Below are 21,007 nucleotides of genomic sequence, written 5' to 3'. Positions count from 1 at the left end.
TGTCACCAATTTGATAAAATTGGATGCTAGGCTTGGCAGTGTACCTTTCCACTCCTTTGGTATACTAAGGGATGTAGCATAGTGAATATTGGATAGGAGGAAAAGAAGATGAAAAGCAAACTTTTAGCAGCACTTTTCGGCGCAACACTTGTCCTCGGTGCATGTGGCGGCGGAGACAAAGCGGACGACGGTGGCAATGGTGACACAGCAGCTGGTATTGACGCGGATAAAGTTTATCAAGCAAACTGTGCAACGTGTCACGGGGGTAATCTTGAAGGACGCGGAAGTGCTCCTTCTTTAGCGAATGCTGGATCTACACATTCTGAAGAGGAAATTCACGATATTATCCAAAATGGACAAGGCGGCATGCCACCAGGATTAATCCAAGGTGAAGAATTGGAAGCTGTAGCAAAATGGCTAGCTGAAAAGAAATAATTTTGATAAAAGCGCAATGGGTGCAAGGCAACCCGTTGCGTTTTTTTGCGTTGTGGGGTTGATGAGGTAATGTGAGAATTGCGATACGAAGGCATTATGTTGTGATGCGGAGAGAGAGTATTGCGATACGAAGGCATTATGTTGTGATGCGAAGAGAGAGTATTGCGATACGAAGGCATTATGTTGTGATACGGAGAGAGAGTATTGCGATACGAAGCGAGAGCGTTGTGATGCGGGGGAGCTTTGTGAAAGATCATATTATGACGCGATTACACGGAAGAGCTTTATCTTGTCAAGTGTTGCAGGCACAATGTATGGATTGCTTAACTCCGTGAGTTTATCGTACAAAATACTTATGTATTAAAACGTGGGTAAATTTTATTGAGATTCCATCAAACAGTAGAAAGTTGACGTGAATACTATTACGAAAACATTACGTGGAAAATTCGTTTATCCGCTGGAAAGTTCTCGGTCGTTCCTAGCAATTCTAGATGCCATGCATAATCGACTTTTTGTAGTAAAATTCAAAAATCTAGCAAACGATGTCGAACCAAATGAAACATATCTGTAATACTAAGGAAGCAATGACATGTTATAATGAGATTGTTGGTGAAAAAAATGAGGTAGTAAATAATATTCAGGTGGTTTTTACATGATTGTGATGAAAGATGTATATAAGAAATACCCGAATGGTGTCATGGCAGCAAATGGCATCAATGTTGAAATTGGCCGTGGCGAGTTTGTGTATGTTGTCGGACCAAGTGGGGCGGGAAAATCGACGTTTATTAAAATGATGTATCGTGAGGAAGTTCCTACTAGTGGAGATATATTTATAAATGGCATCAATCTTGCAACGCTACGCAATAAGCGAGTGCCGTATTTAAGACGGCAAATTGGTGTAGTTTTTCAAGATTTTAAACTCTTACCGAAATTGAATGTTTACGAGAATGTAGCGTTTGCGCTTGAAGTAATCGAAGAAACGCCGAAGCAAATACGAAAAAAAGTGAATGATGTACTTGCGCTTGTTGGCTTAACACAAAAAGCGCGCATGTTTCCAAATGAATTATCAGGCGGGGAGCAACAACGCGTTTCAATTGCACGCTCGATTGTTAACGTTCCGAAAGTGGTCATTGCAGACGAACCTACTGGAAACCTTGACCCTGATACGTCATGGGACATTATGAAGATATTTGAACAAATTAATGCGCGCGGAACGACGATTGTTATGGCGACGCACAACAAAGAAATTGTCAACACGATCAGACACCGTGTCATTGCGGTTGAAGGTGGAATGATCACGAGAGACGAAAGTGAAGGAGTATACGGTTATGAAAGCTAGGACAGCGGGGCGACATGTTAGGGAAAGTTTGAAAAGCCTTGGTCGGAACAGCTGGATGACGTTTGCTTCGGTTAGTGCTGTAACGGTTACATTGTTACTTGTTGGTGTGTTCATCGTCATCATGATGAACTTAAATCAGTTAGCAGACAATCTTGAAAATGATGTCGAAATTAAAGTGATTGCTGATCCAGCTGCGAATGAAGAACAAGTGAAGAAATTGGAAAAAGAAGTTATTAAAACACCGGGTGTCGCGGAAGTCGTTTATTCTTCGAGAGACCAGGAATTAGATAAGATGATTAAATCTTTTGGCGATGAATTGAATTTGTACAAGCAAAGTAATCCTTTAGGGGACGCATTTTACGTCCGTGCAGAGGATCCTCACCAAACAGCAGCGATTGCTAAGAAAATCGATACATACGATAACATCTATCAAGTCGAGTATGGTGAAGGAAAAATTGATAAATTATTTAATGTGTTAACGATGAGCAGGAATATTGGGCTTGCGCTCATTCTAGCCTTGCTGTTCACTGCGATGTTCTTAATTTCGAACACGATCCGTCTCACAATCGTTGCGAGAGGACGAGAAATTGAGATTATGAAACTTGTAGGGGCGACTAACGGTTTTGTCCGCATTCCGTTCGTATTAGAAGGGGTTTGGCTTGGAGTATTAGGATCCATCATTCCAATGGCGGTTATCTCCTTCTCATATTACGAACTGTACGCACAGTGGGAGCCGAGGTTGCAAAACGAATTATTCCAACTGTTAAGTGCAACGCCGTTCATCTTGCAAGTGAATGCATTGCTGCTCTTTATGGGTGTGTTCATCGGAGTATGGGGAAGTTTCATGTCCGTACGCAAGTTCCTAAGAGCGTAATTGTCTATAAAACAATGTTATTACAATGAGAAGTGACTGTGCCGATTGTAATGAAGGGGGAAAAGAGAAGTTGAAGAAGAACCGATTCATGATGGCAGGTGTAATTGCTGTACTTCTTTTATCATCGATTGTTGGAACAACCGAAGCGCTAGCCAATACTTTAGATGATTTGAAGAAAGAACAGAAACAGAATAACCAAAAGAAATCAGATTTAAAATCATCCATCCAAACAAAAGACAATGCGATTAAAGCGACGAAAACAGAAATTCAAAAATTTCTAGATCAGATTTCCAAGCTGAATAAAGAAATAGAAGAAACGAACGCAAACATTAATCGTGTAATTGACAATATCAATAAGACGAATGAAGAAATTGAAGCACTCCGTGCATCCATTAAAGATTTGGAAAAGAAAATCGCTGAGCGTGATGAAGTGTTAAGAGAACGTGTACGTGCCATGCAAGTGAAGGGCGGAAAAGTGAGCTATGTCGATGTGTTACTCGGAGCAAACAGTTTTGCTGATTTCATCGACCGCTTCTCTGCAGTTACAACGTTAATGGACGCGGATCGCGATATTATGCGTAAGCAAAAAGAAGATATGGACCAACTTGAAGCTGAAAAAGCGCTCGTTGAAAAGAAATTAGCGGAGCTACAAGATAACAAGGCGCAGCTCGAGAAGTTAAAAGCTGGACTTGAAACGAAGAAGCAAGAAAAGAATAAAGTCATCGACCAATTGGAAGCTGAACAAGAAAGACTGTCTAAGGAAAAGAAGAGTTTAGAAGAAGACTATCATGAAGCGATTGAAGTTGAAGCAGAGCTCGAAAAGAAAGTCATTGCAGAGCAAAAACGTATTGCTGAAATCGCTCGAAAAGAAGCAGAACGCAAACGCAAAGAACAGGAAGCTGCACAAGCAGGAAAACCGGGTTCATTGCCAAACGTATCGAATGGCTTTTGGACAAAACCGGCAAATGGAAGGTATTCATCTTCATTTGGTTGGAGAATCCATCCAATCTATGGAACGAAAAAGCAGCACCGTGGAGCGGATTTAGCAGCTCCGATTGGTACACCGGTTGTCGCAGCGGGTGATGGTGTTGTCAACTATGCTGGTAAAATGGGTGGTTACGGGAATGTCATCATGATTACGCATTCCAATAACGGCAATATTTTCACGACGGTGTATGCACATCTATCTCAAATTAATGTAAGTGTTGGACAAGTTGTCGATAAAGGCGGCAGAATTGGCGCAGTCGGGAATACGGGTGCATCAACAGGTCCTCACCTTCATTTTGAGATGCATATTGGAAACTGGACAGCATCTGGTCCGAGTGCAGTAAATCCATTACGTTATGTGTCGTTTTAAGTTGTAGTTGATTCAATAAAGTCGATATCTAATCCGCATGAAAGCAAGTAATCAATACTTGGCTTTCATGCGGATTATTATATGGAAAAGTACATCATTCGGACATTGTCAACCTTAATTCGTATACCATAATAGAGAGTAGATTTTCAAAGAATCTGGCAGTTCTTTCAATTAATTAGATGTTAAAATACTGGTTAAAAAACGTGAGGGGTGAAAATAAGATTTCTAAGCATTCTTGGCGAAAGTGCAAGGAAAATAATCGTCCATCATTTCAATGAGTAGTAAGAGATGAACTTGCTTCCTAGGTGAGCAGGTTCATCTTTTTGCATGACGAAATACTTATTTTCAATAAATGTGACGAGAATATGAAAGCGGCTTGTTATAAATCCTCATCTTGTAGGCACTTTTCTAGCAATAAGAAAAGATTTCCGATACCATAGCCCGTATATGGAGTAAAGGAGTTTACGCCAATGCCAGTAACGGAATATTATTTGATCGGTAGTATAACAGTGCCCTCGAATTGGGTGGCACTCATCGTCGGCTTTCTCGTTGCATATATTGCTATTCGAAAAAGGTATGGCAAACAGCTAGCTGAGCGCTTCAGTGATGCGGTGTTTTACATAATCATTATTTGGAAACTATCGGTCGTAATTACGGATTTCAGTACAGTCATCAAAGCGCCTATGGCCATTGTGTATTTTAATGGTGGGATGATTGGTTTTTGTCTCGGATTGGTATTTGTAGCATTACGACTTCTGCTAGATGTGCGAAAAGAACGATTGGAAGTTTCGGGTGTCATTGGTTTATTTATGGGAGCGGTCGTTGTCCAAGCGGTGTATCAAGTAATGATGGCGCTATTGAATGATGGGGGTTTAGTACCTAAAATCGTAACTGCAATCGGCTTTCTTAGTTTGGTCGTTTACCTTTGGATTGTGGCTAAGAAGACGGAGGGAAACAGCATTTTACTGCCGATACTGTTCATGGCAGTACACTTTTTCGTCGCAACACTACAGCCTAGAGGGTTAACAGATTCGTCGTTTTTCGTAAGTATGTCTATTGGATTATTTTTTATTGCCTTATTTTGGAGAATGAATGCAAAAGTGATGAAACGGAGGGAATCCTTTGAATAAGAAAGTGATTGGGTATGTAATTGCCGCTTTAGTCATTGGCTCGATGGTTGTCATTATGATTAATAATACAGTGAAAAAACCGGAGCCGGTGGATACATCTGGCGTGATTGTGGATAAGCAAGATGGCGGTTCGAGTGATGTATCTGAAGCGCAAACTGGGATTGAGCAAGGGAATTTGCCACCTGATTTTGAGTTGACGACATTGGCTGGAGAACAAGTGAAACTGTCAGAGTTGAAGGGTAAGAAAGTAGTCTTGAATTTCTGGGCAACGTGGTGCCCGCCATGTAAAGCCGAAATGCCGCATATGGAAAATTACTATAACAATAACAAAGATAAAGAAAATGTTGAGATTCTAGCTGTGAACTTGACGAACAGTGAGAAAGGCGAAAAAGCTGTTCAGAGTTTTATTGATGCATACAACATTACGTTCCCAATTCCATTGGATGAGCAAGGTATTGTCGGTGAAACGTATCAAGCTTTCCAAATTCCTACAACGTATATGTTGAATACGGATGGTACGATTGCGCATAAGATCGTTGGACCGATGGATGAAGCAATCATGGAACAGTTAGTACAAGATTTAGATTAATAATTGCCGGATTTCTGTTGTCGTATCGACCGCACTCTGTTCATATAGTGAATGGAGGAGGGAAGGTATCGATGCGCAGAAGCCGGTTTTTTTTATTCGCCTTATTAGCAGTGTTGGCGACAGGCGTATTTCTAGTGTTGGATGGATGCTCGGTCAGTGATAAGAAAAGTGCTGACACGGCCATGCCGGGCTCGTTTCCAGTCATTGACGAGGCGTATAGCATTATTCAGGAGAATGCAGTATACCCGATCGAAGGGGACATGCTCGTTGAAGGTGCGTTAAGGGGGATGGCAGATGTCATAGGGGATCCGTATTCGACGTATTTGTCGGAGGAGGAGGCTGCATCTCACAAGGAATCATTGGCAGGAGAGAGAGTCGGGATTGGTGCTGAAATTACCCGTTCAGGTGGAAAATATATTATCGTTTCACCAATTAAAGGATCTCCTGCTGAAAAAGCTGGACTACAGCCGTATGATGAAATTGTCCGTATTAACGGAGAGGCGTTAGGTGGCTTAAAGTTACAAGAAGTCGTGAAGAAGATTCGTGGCAAGGAAGGCTCGGCGTTGGAATTGACGATTTATCGTCCTGACTTAAATAAGCATCTTGAATTGAAAGTAGTTCGGGAAGTCATTCCTGTGAAAACAGTATCTGCTGAACTTATGGAAGTAAGGGGCGAAAAAATTGGTTACATAGCTCTGACAATGTTTGGCGATGAAACAGCGGATGAATGGAAGAAAGCGACAGACAAAGTGATTAAAGAAGGCGCGGAGGCACTTATTATTGATGTGCGTGGCAATCCAGGTGGATACTTGCGCGCTGTCGGTGAGGTTGCAGGGAGTTTATTGGCGGATGATACGGTTTTTGCCTATATGCAAAACGTCAAAGGGGAATTGACGCCACTCGTTGTAGAGCCGTCTGAAAAGTTTTCGTTTGACGGAAAGTTAAAAACGATGCCGGTTGTTTTATTGCAAGATAAAGGGAGTGCGTCGGCAAGTGAAGTGTTAAGTGGGGCATTGAAAGATTTACGCCGTGGTTTCATTATTGGAGATGTGAGTTTTGGTAAAGGGACTGTGCAAGATACGATGGAGTTGTCAAATGGTGGAGAGATGAAGTTGTCCACGCACAAATGGCTGACGCCGAAAGAGACATGGATTCATGGGAAAGGTGTCAACGTCGATTTGGCATCTGAGCAAGACAAATTGTTTACAGAGCATATCCGATTCTCTACCGATGTGTATGCGGAAGGCGATTATCATGAGGATATATCCTATGCTCAGCGGTTGCTCAGTGGGTTAGGGTATTCAGTTGGCAGGGATGATGGCTATTTTGATGAATCGACCGTTGAAGCTGTACGTGCATTTAGAATGGAAGCGAAAGTGTCTGAAGAAAATATTATGGATCGCAAGTTTTTTACGGCATTGCGTGAGAAAGTGGAGGGTTATCGGAAAGACAAGGAGAATGACAAGCAGTTGCAAGTTGCGATTGGGTATGTGCATCATTTGTTAAGTGAATGATTGATAGGTTAGGCGCTCGTTTGAGAGGACGGGTGCTTTTTTGTTGTTTTTGGATATGGGGTGATTTCGGTGGTTATGCCGTGTTTTACGAAGTTATGAGCCGTTTGAGGGAAATATGCGGTGTTCTACGAAAATATGAGCTGTTTGAGGGGAATATGCTGAGTTATGGCTAAATATGCGGCGTTTGAGGCAATGCGGCGTTTTGAATAAATATGCCGCGTTTTACGAAGTTATGAGCCGATTGAGGGGAATATGCTGAGTTCTACGAAAATATGAGCTGTTTGAGGGGAATATGCTGAGTTATGGCTAAGTATGCGGCGTTTGGGGGCAATGCTGCGTTTTGGATAAATATGCCGTGTTCTAAGGGATTATGAGCCTTTTCAGGAAATTGCTGAGTTCTGCGAAGTTATGAGGCGTTTGAGGGGAATATGCTGAGTTCTTAAAGATAATGAGCCGTTTTGACGGAATATGCTTTGTTTGAAAACTATGATGAGGATTGGGGCGCGGGGAGGGATTGTAGAGAGCGGTGATCTGTCGCGCTGAATGGGTTTTGACAAATCAGAGGGGTTTGGTTTTGTAAAAAGGAAAAAAATGATTGCTGTCTCACACGCAAGACGATTCTTTTGATACAATAAGGAATAATCATGTTTGTAGGATAGGACGGTGAGCGTGGATGAGTGAACATGTAGTAGTGGACGTGTTAAAAGCGGTCGGGCTATTTTTCTTGAATCCAGTTTGGTTGGTTGCTATTTTTGCAGCTGTTGGACTAGGGTATTTTCGGGTGAAAAATGAGAGGCGTAGTTTTCATGTTCGTTTGCATCCGGGACTGACGGAGTTGAAAAGGGTAATTAAAGAATCGTGGTTGCCTGCTTTGCTGTTATCACTTGTCGTTTCAGGTGTTGGATTGACGGTAGATGTTGGCTGGTTAGTTCTCTTGTCGGGCATTGCCATCGTCACGATGCTCACGTTTTATTATCAAGTGGCGTCACCGATTTATGCTGCCGCTTTCGCTTTTTTTGGTCTCGTTGCTGTGCAACAGTTTGTTGGTGATGTTACGGTTCGCGGATGGTCATTAACTTCAATAGACTTTATGGGCCAATTTGCAATTACCATTCCTGTCATAGCGGGGTTACTGTTAATGGTGGAGGGTTTCCTCGTTGGAACCGCAGCTCATTATGCATCACCTTTTTTGACGAAAACGAAAAGAGGCTTACGCGCAGCGGCTTTTAAGACAAAACGTCTTTGGTTATTGCCAGTGATTTTTCTCGTGCCGGGTGATTTTTTAACGGCTTTCACGCCTTACTGGCCACAATTTACTGTAGGTGCAACAGAATTCAGTTTCATACCTGTACCAATTGTTATTGGCTTTTCCCAAGTTGCCCGGGCAAGTTTTCCGGATGATTTATTACCGAAAATGGGACGAGTCATCATATGGATAGGTGTGCTTGTTGCTGCAGTCGGGGTTCTTGCTTGGTGGATGCCGATTATGGGTTGGGTTGCACTAGTGATTGGTGTTGTCGGTCGTGCAGCACTTTCAATTGTCGTTGCTGTGCGCGAACGGCATGGTGGATTCGTTGGAGCACCACAATCGACAGGTGTCATGATTGCAGGGATTTTACCGGATTCTCCAGGTGAGAAGCTTGGATTGGTTCCGGGTGAGTGCATTCGTACAGTGAATGGCATTCAAGTGTCCAATGAAAAAGAATTGTATGATGCAATCCAAGTGAATGCTGCCCATTGTCGTTTGCAAGTAATTGGTCGCGATGGAGAAGTGAGGCTTATGCAACAAGTATTGTATCGACACGATCATCATCGGTTAGGGCTGCTTGTTGTCCGCTAATCCAGTAAGAAAGTTGGTTGTAAAATGGATATCGCCTTATTGGAAACGAAGTTACTGCTCGCCTTGTTTTTGCCTGGCTTGCTCGTCGTGTTTTTCACACGCGTAACATTCCATCACTTCGTTGGCCTTGCGTTGACAGTTGCCCTTATAGCTGCGTCGATATATGCCGGATACACACATAATTGGCTGTTGTATGTGGCAGACGCATTGTCGCTCACAATCGGCTTCTGGTATGCCACGCGGATGGTGAAGAAGGCGAGGAAACGCCAGCAAGAAGTGAATGAATAATGTTTGTGAAGAGGCTGGGACAAAACATAAAAAACTGCATTATGGCCAATTCGCCGTCATGCAGTTTTTTTATATTTTTCCAATGTTTCTTTTTAAATTCTTGAGTGAGTCGCAGCGGAAAAAGGCCGACTCCTGCGGGATTGTAGCGCGAATGTTGAGACCCCGCAGGGAAAGCCGTCACGTAGAACGGCTTTTGCGAGCATAAGCGAAGCGTTGGGAGCAAGGATGCCTTAATTTCCGCAAAGTACGCAGAAATACGGCAAATCGAACTCTTCGTTGTTCGATTGGCTCAAGCGCGCCCCGCGGAAAGCGTGCCTTTTGGAGCGCAGAGGAACGGTCTATTTAGAGTTTTGTCCCAGCCTCTTTTTGAGTGCAATTGGTAGTCGTAACTGTAGTAAATCGGTTTATTTTGAACGGATTTGGTTGAAGTATGAACTTAGCTAAGGCTGGGAGATAAGTAGAAATTTTAGTGTGATTAATAAAAAGCTTATAAAATACTGCGTGACTTCAAGGATTTTGCAACTTGGATTCACGCAGTTTTCCGTATTGTTGACTGTTGTTCTAGTCCCTACTCTTATTAAGAAGGGATAGGTTTGGATGAATGCGGGTATGTACCATTGATAGAATAGGACTTCATGACGCGATTGACCAAAAAAAGAAAACCGCCGTGCATGGCAGTTTTCAAGTTACATGAAGAGGCTGTAGATGGCGAGAACGCCGATTGTGCCTAGGACGACGGGCATGAGGCTGCCGCCGAGGAAGGCGATGAGGAATGCGGTTGCTGCACCGATGATGCCGAAGAGGATGTTGCCTTCTTGGACGAATAGGACGGCGGGAAAGATGAGTGCACCGAGGACGGCGTAGGGGATGTTGCTGAGGACGCCGCTAATAATTGGTGGGAGTTCTTTTCCGTCTAGTATGGTGAGTGGTATCATGCGTGGGAGGTAGGTGACGAGCGCCATCCCAAAGAGCATCCACCAGTATGTAGGGCCCATTAGTTAGTCTTCCTTTCTTTGTACATGCCGGCTGCATTTTTGCCGCGGCGTGTGTAGATGATTTCGATGAAGATGGCGGATCCGAGTGTGGACACGAGGATTGCCCAGCCGGTCGTTAGCAGTTCTCCGAAGTAGAGGATGCAATGGATGACGGCTGCTGTTGTTGCGAGCATGACGACTTTTCGATTTCCTTTTGTCGCTGGGACGAGTAGACCGATGAACATGGCGTAAAGCGCAATGGACATGGCGATCTGCAGGAAACCCGGTAAGTTGGCGCCGACGAAGTGGCCGACTGCCGTAAAGATGACCCAGCTGCCGTAGGCGACAGAGGCGACACCGAATGCGAATGCGGATGTGATTTTGTCTTCTTCACGCGTCGCTAGGATGGAGAAGGTTTCGTCTGTAATGCCGAAAGCGTATGTAGCTTTTACCCATTTTGGTGCACGCTGCATCTTTTCATTCAGTGATGCCGTCATAAGGAAGTGACGGATGTTGACGACGAATGTGTTGATGACGATGGTGACGGGATCTACTCCAAGTTTGATGAGACTAAGGGTCATGTATTGAGAGGCGCCAGCGAATACGAACAAGCTCATGGCTGTTGCTTCAATGATGTTCAGTCCTGTTGTTTTGGCGAGTAGCCCGAATGTGAGTGCGACGGGAAAGTAGCCGATTGCGATGCTGATGCCTGCTTTCACGCCTGCTATAAACTGTTTGTTTCGCATTTTGTCACGTCTTTCTAATATGTATAGTTGAAATTATACTATATTTTGATGTTTCAGTGGTATTCTATAAGAAAAAAGGGAATAGTTGAGATAGGAATTGAGAATTGGCCGAAGATGAGTCGATTTGTGGACAGGTGAGGGTGTATACATATGAGCGAATGGATGGATGTTGATAAAATTATTGAATTGGCGGAGCATTATAAGGCGCTTGGGCCTTTTATTGGCATTTTACTGCCGTTTATTGAGGCTTTCTTGCCTTTTTTGCCGCTGTTTGTATTTGTTTTTGCGAATGCTGGTGCTTATGATAGTTTGTGGTTTGGATTTCTTCTATCATGGGTTGGAACAGTTTCAGGATCGTATGCAGTGTTCTTAATAATCCGCAAGTATGGAAGAAATCGTTTTCTGCGTTTTCTCACGAAGCATGCGCGTATTCAACAGCTTATTGGATGGGTGGAACGAAATGGTTTCGGTCCGTTATTTTTGCTACTTTGTTTTCCGTTTACGCCGTCAGCGCTTGTCAATCTAGTTGCAGGTTTGTCCAATTTAAAGAAAAGGAATTATTTGTTGATTTTGATGGCGGGGAAGTTTGTTATGATTTTTACGATTAGCTTTATTGGACATGATTTAAAGGCGTTGCTGACGCAGCCGATTCGAACTGCTATTGTTCTTGTGCTAATTGTGATTTTGTGGTTAGTTGGAAAATGGTTTGAGAAGCGACTTGATAAGCGGGTGGAGGAAGAGTCGAGTACGATGTTTCAGGGGGAAGATGAGTAATGATTTGACTAAGGCTTTTTGAGTTATGCGGTTTTTGAGGAGAAAATGCGGAGTTTTGAGGAGTTATGCGGTTTTCGGGGTGGATATGCGGCGTTTCGAGGAGTTATGCCGCGTTTGAGGAGTTTATGCGTTGTTTGGCGTTTTTTAGTGCCGCGGGTTGGTTGCGTTGCAGGGAATTGCTAGTCGCGCAGAAAGCTTTTGACAAATCAACGGTTTTGGAAATTAGTAGCGTTATGCGGTTTTTGGGGCGAATATGCGGAGTTCTGAGTAGTTATGCGGTTTTCGGGATGAATATGCCGCGTTTCGAGGAGTTATGCCGCGTTTGAGGAGTTTATACGTTGTTTGGCGTTTTGGGTGGCGCGGGATAGTTGCGTTGCAGGGATTTGCTAGTCGCGCAGAATGCTTTTGACAAATCAACGGTTTCTGAAATTAGTAGCGTTATGCGGCTTTCGGGGCGGATATGCGGAGTTCTGAGGAGTTGTGCGGTTTTCGGGATGAATATGCTGAGTTTCGAGGAGTACTGCTGCGTTTGAGGAGTTTATGCGTTGTTTGGTGTTTTGGGTGGCGCGGCCTGTTTTCGTTGCAAGGATTTGCTAATCGCGCAGAATGCTTTTGACAAATGAATGGGTTGTTTGTGAATGTATTTAGTTCCTGTCCTCTTAAACTTTCGGTACAATGGAAGGAAGAGATGAGAGGGATTTTTTTATTGGTTGGAAGGGGGCGTTTTAGGATGACGTTGCGTTTTGTGACGGGACGAGCTGGGACTGGTAAGACGACGTTGATTGAGCGGGAGATTGCGGAGTCGTTGGAGAAGGATCCGCTTGGTCCGGCGATTATATTGCTTGTGCCTGACCAGATGTCGTATTCGATGGAACATAGCTTGTCGGTGAATTTTGGCTTAAAGGGTATGATTCGTGCACAAGTTTCGACGTTTAAACGGCTTGCGTGGCGGGTGTTGCAAGAGACAGGTGGCATTACGCGTAAAGAGGTTGATGGTTTTGGTTATCGGATGCTTGTGCGAAGCGTGTTGGAGGAGAATCGGGATGAGTTGAAACTGTTTCGGCAAGCTGCCAATAAAAGAGGATTTACGGAGAAGATTGGCGACTTGATGAAGGAATTTTCCCGGTATTGTTTGGACCAAGAATTGCTTGGCAAGCTGTTAGCGGAGTTGTCCGCGGGACATGCACCACGTACGTTGCAAGACAAGGTGAGCGATTTAACACTACTGCTTGGAAAGATAGAAGAGAAGCTTGGGACAGCGTATGTCGATAGTGAGGGCCATCTCGCTTTGCTTGCATCGCAAGTGCAGCATTCGGAGTTTATTCGTGATGCGGATATATATGTAGATGGTTTTGAGAGTTTTACTTCGCGAGAATACGAGATTTTGAAGGAGTTAATGAAGTACGGGAAAAGCGTGACGGTTGTATTGCCGATGGAAGCGGGTGTTTCGGGTCATGCAGACCATGAGTTGTTTTTCAATCCGGTGCGGACGGCGTTAAAGTTGCGGGAGATTGCCCGGTTGGAATCAGTCGATGTGGAAGGCAACATGCATTTGGAAGAAGCGTTGCGTTTTCGAAATGCAGAATTACGGCACTTTGAGAAGGAGTTTGAAAAGTACCCGCCCTCTGAACGGACTTCTGAAGGAGCTGTTACCCTTATTGAAGCGGCGGATCGGCGTGCAGAAGTACATGCTGTGGCCCGGCATATCCGGGAGCTTGTTAGGAATGGTGAGCGTTATAAACAGATTGCCATTTTGTACCGGCAGCCTGAAGTATATGATGAGCTCATTGAGACGATTTTTTCCCAGTATGACATCCCGGTGTTCATTAGCCGTAAAAAACCAATGCTCCATCACCCGCTTATTGAGTTTTCACGATCCATTTTGGAAGTTGTGACGAATGGTTGGACGTACGAAGCAGTTTTTAGGGCGATAAAAACAGATTTGTTTTTCCCGCATCGTGAGGACAAACAGTTATGGCGGGAGCGAGCGGATCGTTTGGAAAACTACGTGCTGGCAAATGGTATTTACGGGAATCGTTGGTATGACGAGGATCGTTGGAAAGTGAAACGATACCGGGGATTAGAGCTCCATACGACTGTGCAGACGGACGAGGAATTACAGTTGCAAAAAGAGTTGCATCTCATTCGTGACATCGTAAGGGATCCACTTGTCCAGTTTGAAAGTCGGTTAAAACGGGCTCGTAATGGACGGGATATCGCTGAGGCGTTGTTTTTATTCATGGAATCGTTGCAGATCTTCGATAAGATTGTTGACTTGCGGGCTGAGGAAGAACGTGCGGGTCGATTATTAAGTGCAGCGGAACACGACCAAGCATGGAATTCATGGATTAATGTGTTGGACCAATTTGTGCTTATGTTCGGGGAAAAGGATATGCCATTGAAAGAAGCTGCCCGTATTTTGGATGAAGGTTTGGATACGTTGGAATTTACGCGCATTCCACCTTCTTTGGACCAAGTGACTGTTACGACAATTGAGCTGTCGAGTATGATGGATAGCGATGTTGTATTTGTAATGGGTGTCAATGACGGGGTACTGCCGCAACGGATGGATGCAGAGGGAATCTTATCCGATTCGGACCGGGAGTGGTTCAATCGGAGCGGTATTGAACTCGCTCCTTCGTCCAAGACGAAATTAATGGACGAGTCGTATATGGCGTATCGTGCGTTCACTTCCGCAAAGGACAAGCTCTTTATTACGTACCCGATTGCCGACGAAGAAGGAAAATCCTTATTGCCTTCGTTGTATATCGCAAGAATCCAAACGATCGTGAAAGGAGTTCCTTTGCAAGTTGCAGTGACGGATCCATCGGAGTTGTTGGATCGCGCCGATGAAGCGACTTACATTAGTCACCCTCGGACGGCATTGCCTTATGTTTCCATGAAAGTGAAAGAGGCTGCTCATCGCAATGAACTGACGCCGCAATGGCAAGCGGTGTTGACATATTACGAAGAAGATCCACTGTGGTCTTCTGTTCTGCATGATATTACGACGTCGATGAAAGAGCGGAACCGCACGGAACGGTTAGCTCCTACGTTAACAGAAGGCTTGTATGGAAAATCGTTCGTATCGAGTGTTTCGCGCGTTGAATCGTATTATAGCTGTCCGTTCCAGCATTTTGCATCGTATGGATTAGGTTTACAGGAGCGGATGGAGTATACGTTGGAAGCTCCTTCAATCGGGGATTTGTTCCATGCGGCATTAAAATGGATTTCGGATGAAATGAATCGAAGTGGTAGGTCATGGGCGGAGTTGACGAAGGAAGATTGTTGGGCGCTAGCCAAGGGAGCGATGGACGCGATTACTCCGTTGTTTTTCAATCGGATATTACTGTCGACAAGTCGTTATCAGTATATCCGGCGGAAATTGACGCATATTTTGACGCGGACGTTGTATGCGCTTGGCAAGCAGGCGACGACGAGCTCGTTCAAGCCGGTGGCAATTGAAGCGGCATTTGGACCAGGAGAGCCGTTGCCGCCACTGTCAATTCCACTTCGTCGGGGCAATCAAATGAATTTACGTGGACGTATTGACCGAATTGACGCGACCGAAATAGATGGCAAGAAATACTTGCGAATTGTCGACTACAAATCATCAGCAAAGCAGTTGGATTTGACGGATGTCTATTACGGTATCTCCTTGCAAATGTTGACGTATTTAGATGTAGCGGTTGAACATGCGGAAGAGTGGATTGGGTTTAAAGCGGATCCTGCGGGTGTCCTTTATTTGCATGTCCATAACCCGATGCTTCGGTCCGAACTGGAAATGACCGAGGCAATGATCGAGCAGGAAATGATCAAGTCCTATAAGATGCGGGGCTATTTGTTAGATGAGCCTGAAGTTGTCATGGGAATGGATGCGCAAATTGGCAAGACTTCAGCTGTCATCCCTGCCGCATTTAAGACAGACGGTTCATTCACAAAAGCATCGAAAGTTTTGTCGACGGATGATTTGCATGTCGTCAGGAAATTTGTGCGACATCGGCACCAACAGGCGGGAGATGGCATGTTAGCGGGCGATACACGGGTCTATCCATATAAATTGAAGGACCGGATGCCTTGTCAGTTTTGTTCGTATCAATCCGTTTGTCAATTCGATCCAACTGATCCTGAGCAGGCGTACAGGCAATATGATTCGATGGATGCCGAGCAAACACTTGAAAAGATGCGAGAGGATGTGAATGATGATGGACATTCCAATTAAACCGGCAGACGTGACGTTTACGGATGCACAGTGGAAAGCGATCTGGGCGACAGGGAAAGATGTGCTCGTGTCAGCTGCGGCTGGATCTGGGAAAACAAAAGTGTTGATTACTAGAATGATTCAGAAAGTATTGAATGAGCAAGACCCGATTGACGTCGACCAATTGCTCGTTGTCACATTCACGAATGCTGCGGCTGCAGAAATGCGTCATCGGATGGCAGGTGCGTTAGAAGAGGCGATTGCTGAAAAACCAGCGTCCATCCATTTACGACGACAGTTGAGTCTGTTGAATAAAGCCCAGATTTCCACTTTGCACTCGTTCTGTCTAAATGTAGTGCGTCAGTATGCCTATTTGATTGATATCGATCCAGGCTTTCGGATAGCAGATACAACGGAAGCGGCTTTGTTACGCGATGATACGATTGGGGAAGTGCTGGAGGATGCGTATAATGCCGACAATCCTGAAGCAATGTATCGTTTAGCGGATAGCTTTACATCCGATCGGAACGACCAGTCAATTGAAAAACTGATTGACAAGCTTTATGACTATTCAAGAGTTCATCCTTCTCCTGAAAGATGGCTTCGCATGTTACCGATGCAATATGAAATTGGTGAAGATGTCTCAATTGATGAATTAGCGTTCATTGAGCCGTTGAAAACAGCGATTCGGCACACATTGGAAGAGGCAATTGCTTTGACGGAAGATATGAAACGGATCGCTTTGTTGCCTGAAGGTCCGGAACCTCTCGCTGTAACGGCGGATACGGACTTGCAATGGCTGTTGGAAGCGAAGCGCCGGATAGATGAGGGGACTTGGGAAGATACGTACCATTTCTTCGGTTCGTTGACATGGGTGAAAGCGGGAACGATTCGCAAAAATACGTGTGATGAAGAACTGGCGAAGCGGGCGAAAGCGATACGTGATTCCGTTAAAAAAATCATCAATACTTTGAAAGAGTCCTATTTTACAAGAACACCGAAGCGTCTGCTCGATGAAATCCGATTAATGGCACCGAGTATGCATTCGCTTGTAGAGTTGGTCATCGATTTTGGTGAGCGGTATAAACAAGTGAAAATGGATCGGGGACTTGTAGACTTTTCCGATTTGGAGCATTTTGCGTTAATGATTCTCGCGGAAGAAAGCGACGGTGAATGGGTTCCTTCTGATATCGCGATGGACTACTTAAATCGTTTTGCGGAAGTGCTTGTGGATGAGTATCAAGATGTCAATTTATTACAGGAAGCGATTATCCAGCTTGTGAAACGGGGGAGCGAAGCGGATGGGAACTTGTTCATGGTTGGTGATGTGAAACAATCCATTTATCGGTTCCGTCTGGCAGAGCCTGGTTTATTCCTCGGGAAATATAATCGATTTACGACAGATGACGGCGACCAAGGACTAAAAATCGACTTGAACGCAAACTTCAGAAGTCGCAAGGAAGTGTTGGATGCGACAAATTATGTCTTTTCTCAAGTGATGGGGAAACGTGTCGGAGAAGTTGAATATGATGAGGCGGCTGCCTTGAAATATGGTGCAAAGTATCCTGAAAAGGAAACTGCAGCAACGCTTACGCTACTGTACGAAGCTGATGAAGAGGAGCTTGACGATGAAGCAACAGAGCTCGTTGGCCAAAGTTTAAAAAGTTCGCAAGCCGAAGCGCGTTATATGATTCAACGCATTAAAAGCTTGATGGCTTCAGGGGAAGAAGTGACGGATGCTTTTTCGGATAAACGGCGCCCGTTAAAATATAGTGACATTGTCATTCTTATGCGTTCGATGACGTGGTCTGGCGAAATTGCAGAAGAATTCAAGCTGGCAGGGATTCCGATTTACGCTGAATTGTCCCGTGGTTATTTTGAAGCGATTGAAGTGATGATTATGCTGAACACCTTGCGTGTCATTGATAATCCTTACCAAGATATTCCACTTGCTTCCGTCTTACGTGCTCCGTTTGTCGGCATGACAGAGAATGAGTTGGCGCAAGTCCGATTAGCAGCGAAGAATAAACCTTTTTACGATGCATTAAAGCATTTTATGGCGACGGGAGGAGCAGGTATTGATCCCGTCACACAACAGAAATTGCAACGGTTTTTCTTGCGGTTTGAAGATTGGCGTAATTTAGCTCGTCGCGGTTCGTTGTCCGAGCTTATTTGGCAAGTGTACGCAGATACGCACTATTACGAAATTGTTGGCGCAATGCCAAATGGCAAGCAACGGCAAGCGAACTTACGCGCCTTGCATGACCGTGCGATTGATTATGAAAAAACATCTTTCAGAGGATTGTTCCGTTTTCTCCGCTTCATCGACAGAATGCAAAAACGAGGAGATGACCTAGGAGCTGCTCGTTACGTTAGTGATACGGAAGATGTTGTGCGAATCATGACCATCCATTCATCCAAAGGGCTCGAATTTCCATATGTGTTCGTAGCAGGAACAGGTCGCCAATTCAATAAGATGGATTTCAATGAACCGTATTTATTTGACCAACATTTTGGTCTTGCGGTAAAGGCAATCGATCCCGATTTACGCATTACGTATACATCGCTTCCGTTTTTAGCGATGAAGGAAAAAAAGCAATTGGAAATGCGGGCGGAAGAAATGCGTGTGTTATACGTAGCGATGACGCGGGCGAAAGAACATCTGGAACTTGTTGCCACTGTGAAAGACATAGAGAAGACGATGACGAAATGGCAAGATGCACAACTGATTGAGCCGGGTTCAATGTTACCGGAATATACGCGCTCAAGAGCAAACGGGTATTTGGATTGGATTGGACCTGCAGTTGCAAGGCATGCCGATTTTGAATTGTTCGGTGTAACGAATGGCGGTAGACTAATAGCGGATGATTCAAAATGGAAAATTGCAGCGTATCCGACGGCGTCTTTCTTAGAGCCGGCAGAAGAGGAAATTGCCGTAGAAGAGAAAGAGATCGTTGGTTCGGAGGAAGTAAATGATGACTGGGTAGCCGAAGTGAAACGCAGATTCGATTACCGGTATCCGCATGGAGCATCTGTGCAGAAACGTTCAAAACAGACCGTTAGTGAACTGAAACGGTTAGCACAGCTTGAGCAAGATGGTACGTATGATAATTTCTTTTCTACATTGGATGATGAAGTGAGTACACCCTTTTTGCATGCACGTCCATCGTTCATGCAAACGCGAGCATTATCGAGTGCGGAAATCGGATCAGCGATGCATACGATTATGCAACATATTGACCTCACTTCAAAGCCGACGGTTCAGGATGTTGCTCGATTTGTGACGGAATTGACTACGCGGCAATTATTGACACCTGAAGAAGCAAATGCTGTAGATGTGAATGCGATCGTAACATTCTTTTCGACGAACATGTATAATCGTTTGTCCGCTTCGGCAACAGTCCTACGGGAAGTTCCGTTTACGTATGCGTATGATGCAGAAGACGGGGATCATCAGATATTGCAAGGGATCGCGGATTGTTTGTTCCAGGAAAAGGACGGATGGGTGCTGCTTGATTACAAAACCGATCGTGTCCGTGGGCAGCTTGTTTCCGATGAGTCGTTAACAGAGGAGATGCAAAAACGGTACGGCATACAGTTGAGCCTTTATAAAAAAGCGATCGAATCGATTGCGAAAATACACATAAAAGAAATGGTCCTCTACTTATTTGACGGGGAGAGGGTTGTGAAAGTTCAGGAGGAATCTGTTTGAAAGTCTCACCAACATTGTTAGGGAATCGAATTGAGTCGTTGGATATGTTGAGGGGTTTTGCACTCCTCGGTATCTTTATTGCAAATATGCTTACTTTCCATTCGCCCTATTTTTATATTGATCCACATACGTATTTCAGTACGCCTGGTGATCAATTCTCTTATAAAATTATTAGCATTTTCATAGAAGCGAGTTTCTATCCGATTTTTGCGATGCTGTTCGGTTATGGTCTGCAAATGCAGTACGAAAAGTCTGTTGTGAATAAAACACCATTTGCGCCAATTATGGCAAAGCGTCTCGCAATTTTAATGGCATTCGGACTGATACACGCGCTATTCATATGGTCCGGTGATATTTTGTTTACGTATGCAATTATGGGGTTCATCATGATTGGGGTTGTGAGAATACCTAAAAAATGGCTCTTACCCATTGCGCTCGTCGTTTATTTAATTCCAACGTTGTTGCTAATCGGGGGAACTTATTTTGTGACGAAAATGTTTCCAGATGACCTGCTGGAAGGCTATTCAGACATCCAACGGATTGAACAAGCGATTACAGCATACGGACATGGCTCGTATGTCGATGCGCTATTGTTCCGCATTCCAGAATGGTTGCTAATAGGTTTGCCGGCGATGTTCATGGGTGTGTTTATGGTGCTTCCGTTAATTATGCTCGGTGCAGTCTTTGCAAAGGTGAAGTTGTTTGAACGTGCAGCACAGTTCAAAGGCAGAATCGCACTTGTTACACTCCTTTCATTCGTTGTAGGTATTGTCATTAAATCATTGCCGTATCTTGATGAGCCGACGTACTACTACAAACTCACTCAGCAATTGATCGGTGGACCGATTTTAGCGATCGGATATGCAGGCGTCATTTTGTTGTTATGTCAATTGCCGATTTTCCAAAAAGTATTCCGGCCAATTTCAAAAGCAGGTCGTATGTCTTTGACGACTTACTTGACGCAATCGATCGTTGCAACATTAATTTTCTACAATTATGGGTTCGGTTTGTATGGAAAAGTGGACATTGAGACGGGAACGTTAATGGCGATTGGCATCTTCATTCTACAAGTGATTTTTGCCGAATTGTGGCTGATGAAGTTTAAGATGGGTCCATTTGAATGGATATGGCGTAAAGTGACGTATGGAAAGAATCTGACGAAAAAAGAGGAGAAAGTGCAAGTTTTGTAGAAATAAAGGAGACAGCTACAGTCATCGTTAGCTTGTAGTTTGTG

The 21,007-nt window shown here is 44.3% G+C and carries 15 protein-coding genes; 13 read left to right on the top strand and 2 right to left on the bottom strand.

Annotated elements, in window-relative coordinates; all coding sequences use genetic code 11:
* The first annotated feature begins 108 nt into the window (after nt 1–108).
* The 9 genes from cccB (at nt 109) to ACVHUV_RS17180 (ending at nt 9,366) form a co-directional block, all read left to right on the top strand.
* The gene (gene cccB / locus ACVHUV_RS17220) at nt 109–435 is read left to right on the top strand and encodes a cytochrome c551 (RefSeq protein ID WP_371389186.1); all 327 of its coding nucleotides are present in this window, start codon (nt 109–111) and stop codon (nt 433–435) included.
* A gap of 652 nt (nt 436–1,087) precedes the next feature.
* A complete protein-coding gene (ftsE, locus tag ACVHUV_RS17215; protein WP_371389187.1) occupies nt 1,088–1,774 on the top strand; it encodes a cell division ATP-binding protein FtsE in 687 nt (228 codons plus the stop codon).
* A complete protein-coding gene (gene ftsX, locus ACVHUV_RS17210; RefSeq protein ID WP_317942523.1) occupies nt 1,764–2,648 on the top strand; it encodes a permease-like cell division protein FtsX in 885 nt (294 codons plus the stop codon). The genes ftsE and ftsX overlap by 11 nt, the downstream gene beginning before the upstream one ends.
* A 70-nt stretch (nt 2,649–2,718) precedes the next feature.
* Nucleotides 2,719–4,005: a murein hydrolase activator EnvC family protein gene (locus tag ACVHUV_RS17205; protein ID WP_462085421.1), complete on the top strand. Its 1,287-nt coding sequence runs from the start codon at nt 2,719–2,721 to the stop codon at nt 4,003–4,005.
* A 470-nt stretch (nt 4,006–4,475) separates the two neighbouring features.
* Nucleotides 4,476–5,135, top strand: coding sequence for a hypothetical protein (locus tag ACVHUV_RS17200; RefSeq protein ID WP_462085420.1), 660 nt, complete (start codon nt 4,476–4,478; stop codon nt 5,133–5,135).
* Nucleotides 5,128–5,724: a peroxiredoxin family protein gene (locus ACVHUV_RS17195; RefSeq protein WP_462085419.1), complete on the top strand. Its 597-nt coding sequence runs from the start codon at nt 5,128–5,130 to the stop codon at nt 5,722–5,724. Before ACVHUV_RS17200 ends, ACVHUV_RS17195 begins: the two co-directional genes overlap by 8 nt.
* A gap of 71 nt (nt 5,725–5,795) precedes the next feature.
* The gene (locus tag ACVHUV_RS17190) at nt 5,796–7,238 is read left to right on the top strand and encodes a S41 family peptidase (protein WP_462085418.1); all 1,443 of its coding nucleotides are present in this window, start codon (nt 5,796–5,798) and stop codon (nt 7,236–7,238) included.
* A gap of 673 nt (nt 7,239–7,911) precedes the next feature.
* Nucleotides 7,912–9,078, top strand: coding sequence for a PDZ domain-containing protein (locus ACVHUV_RS17185; protein WP_462085417.1), 1,167 nt, complete (start codon nt 7,912–7,914; stop codon nt 9,076–9,078).
* A 24-nt stretch (nt 9,079–9,102) separates the two neighbouring features.
* Nucleotides 9,103–9,366, top strand: a complete 264-nt coding sequence (locus ACVHUV_RS17180; protein ID WP_462085416.1) for a CsbA family protein — start codon at nt 9,103–9,105, stop codon at nt 9,364–9,366.
* A 686-nt stretch (nt 9,367–10,052) separates the two neighbouring features.
* On the opposite strand, the gene ACVHUV_RS17175 is transcribed toward ACVHUV_RS17180, so the two are convergent.
* Nucleotides 10,053–10,361, bottom strand: coding sequence for a branched-chain amino acid transport AzlD family protein (locus ACVHUV_RS17175; RefSeq protein WP_462085415.1), 309 nt, complete (start codon nt 10,359–10,361; stop codon nt 10,053–10,055).
* Entirely contained in the window at nt 10,361–11,086 is a 726-nt protein-coding gene (locus ACVHUV_RS17170) for an AzlC family ABC transporter permease (protein ID WP_371389196.1), read from the bottom strand. Before ACVHUV_RS17170 ends, ACVHUV_RS17175 begins: the two co-directional genes overlap by 1 nt.
* A gap of 150 nt (nt 11,087–11,236) precedes the next feature.
* On the opposite strand from ACVHUV_RS17170, the gene ACVHUV_RS17165 reads away from it, so the two are divergent.
* The 4 genes from ACVHUV_RS17165 (at nt 11,237) to ACVHUV_RS17150 (ending at nt 20,963) form a co-directional block, all read left to right on the top strand.
* Nucleotides 11,237–11,860, top strand: coding sequence for a TVP38/TMEM64 family protein (locus tag ACVHUV_RS17165; RefSeq protein ID WP_462085414.1), 624 nt, complete (start codon nt 11,237–11,239; stop codon nt 11,858–11,860).
* A 730-nt stretch (nt 11,861–12,590) separates the two neighbouring features.
* Nucleotides 12,591–16,082 carry a helicase-exonuclease AddAB subunit AddB gene (gene addB, locus ACVHUV_RS17160; protein ID WP_462085413.1) on the top strand — a complete coding sequence of 1,164 codons (3,492 nt, stop codon included), beginning with the start codon at nt 12,591–12,593 and terminating at the stop codon, nt 16,080–16,082.
* Nucleotides 16,060–19,773 carry a helicase-exonuclease AddAB subunit AddA gene (gene addA, locus ACVHUV_RS17155; protein WP_462085412.1) on the top strand — a complete coding sequence of 1,238 codons (3,714 nt, stop codon included), beginning with the start codon at nt 16,060–16,062 and terminating at the stop codon, nt 19,771–19,773. Before addB ends, addA begins: the two co-directional genes overlap by 23 nt.
* Nucleotides 19,770–20,963, top strand: coding sequence for a DUF418 domain-containing protein (locus tag ACVHUV_RS17150; protein ID WP_462085411.1), 1,194 nt, complete (start codon nt 19,770–19,772; stop codon nt 20,961–20,963). The genes addA and ACVHUV_RS17150 overlap by 4 nt, the downstream gene beginning before the upstream one ends.
* Nucleotides 20,964–21,007: the final 44 nt, after the last annotated feature.

This window comes from Sporosarcina saromensis, from assembly GCF_054901285.1.
The sequence above is the reverse complement of the archived record's forward strand: the minus strand, read 5'-3'. Positions and strand labels throughout refer to the sequence as shown.

Bases quoted from the DNA above. Each gene is read 5' to 3' on its own strand.
- ftsX (WP_317942523.1), top strand. From the start codon at position 1,764: ATGAAAGCTAGGACAGCGGGGCGACATGTTAGGGAAAGTTTGAAAAGC.
- ACVHUV_RS17180 (WP_462085416.1), top strand. From the start codon at position 9,103: ATGGATATCGCCTTATTGGAAACGAAGTTACTGCTCGCCTTGTTTTTG.
- addA (WP_462085412.1), top strand. From the start codon at position 16,060: ATGATGATGGACATTCCAATTAAACCGGCAGACGTGACGTTTACGGAT.
- ACVHUV_RS17185 (WP_462085417.1), top strand. From the start codon at position 7,912: ATGAGTGAACATGTAGTAGTGGACGTGTTAAAAGCGGTCGGGCTATTT.
- ACVHUV_RS17190 (WP_462085418.1), top strand. From the start codon at position 5,796: ATGCGCAGAAGCCGGTTTTTTTTATTCGCCTTATTAGCAGTGTTGGCG.
- addB (WP_462085413.1), top strand. From the start codon at position 12,591: ATGACGTTGCGTTTTGTGACGGGACGAGCTGGGACTGGTAAGACGACG.
- ftsE (WP_371389187.1), top strand. From the start codon at position 1,088: ATGATTGTGATGAAAGATGTATATAAGAAATACCCGAATGGTGTCATG.
- ACVHUV_RS17170 (WP_371389196.1), bottom strand. From the start codon at position 11,086: ATGCGAAACAAACAGTTTATAGCAGGCGTGAAAGCAGGCATCAGCATC.
- ACVHUV_RS17200 (WP_462085420.1), top strand. From the start codon at position 4,476: ATGCCAGTAACGGAATATTATTTGATCGGTAGTATAACAGTGCCCTCG.
- ACVHUV_RS17175 (WP_462085415.1), bottom strand. From the start codon at position 10,361: ATGGGCCCTACATACTGGTGGATGCTCTTTGGGATGGCGCTCGTCACC.
- ACVHUV_RS17165 (WP_462085414.1), top strand. From the start codon at position 11,237: ATGAGCGAATGGATGGATGTTGATAAAATTATTGAATTGGCGGAGCAT.
- cccB (WP_371389186.1), top strand. From the start codon at position 109: ATGAAAAGCAAACTTTTAGCAGCACTTTTCGGCGCAACACTTGTCCTC.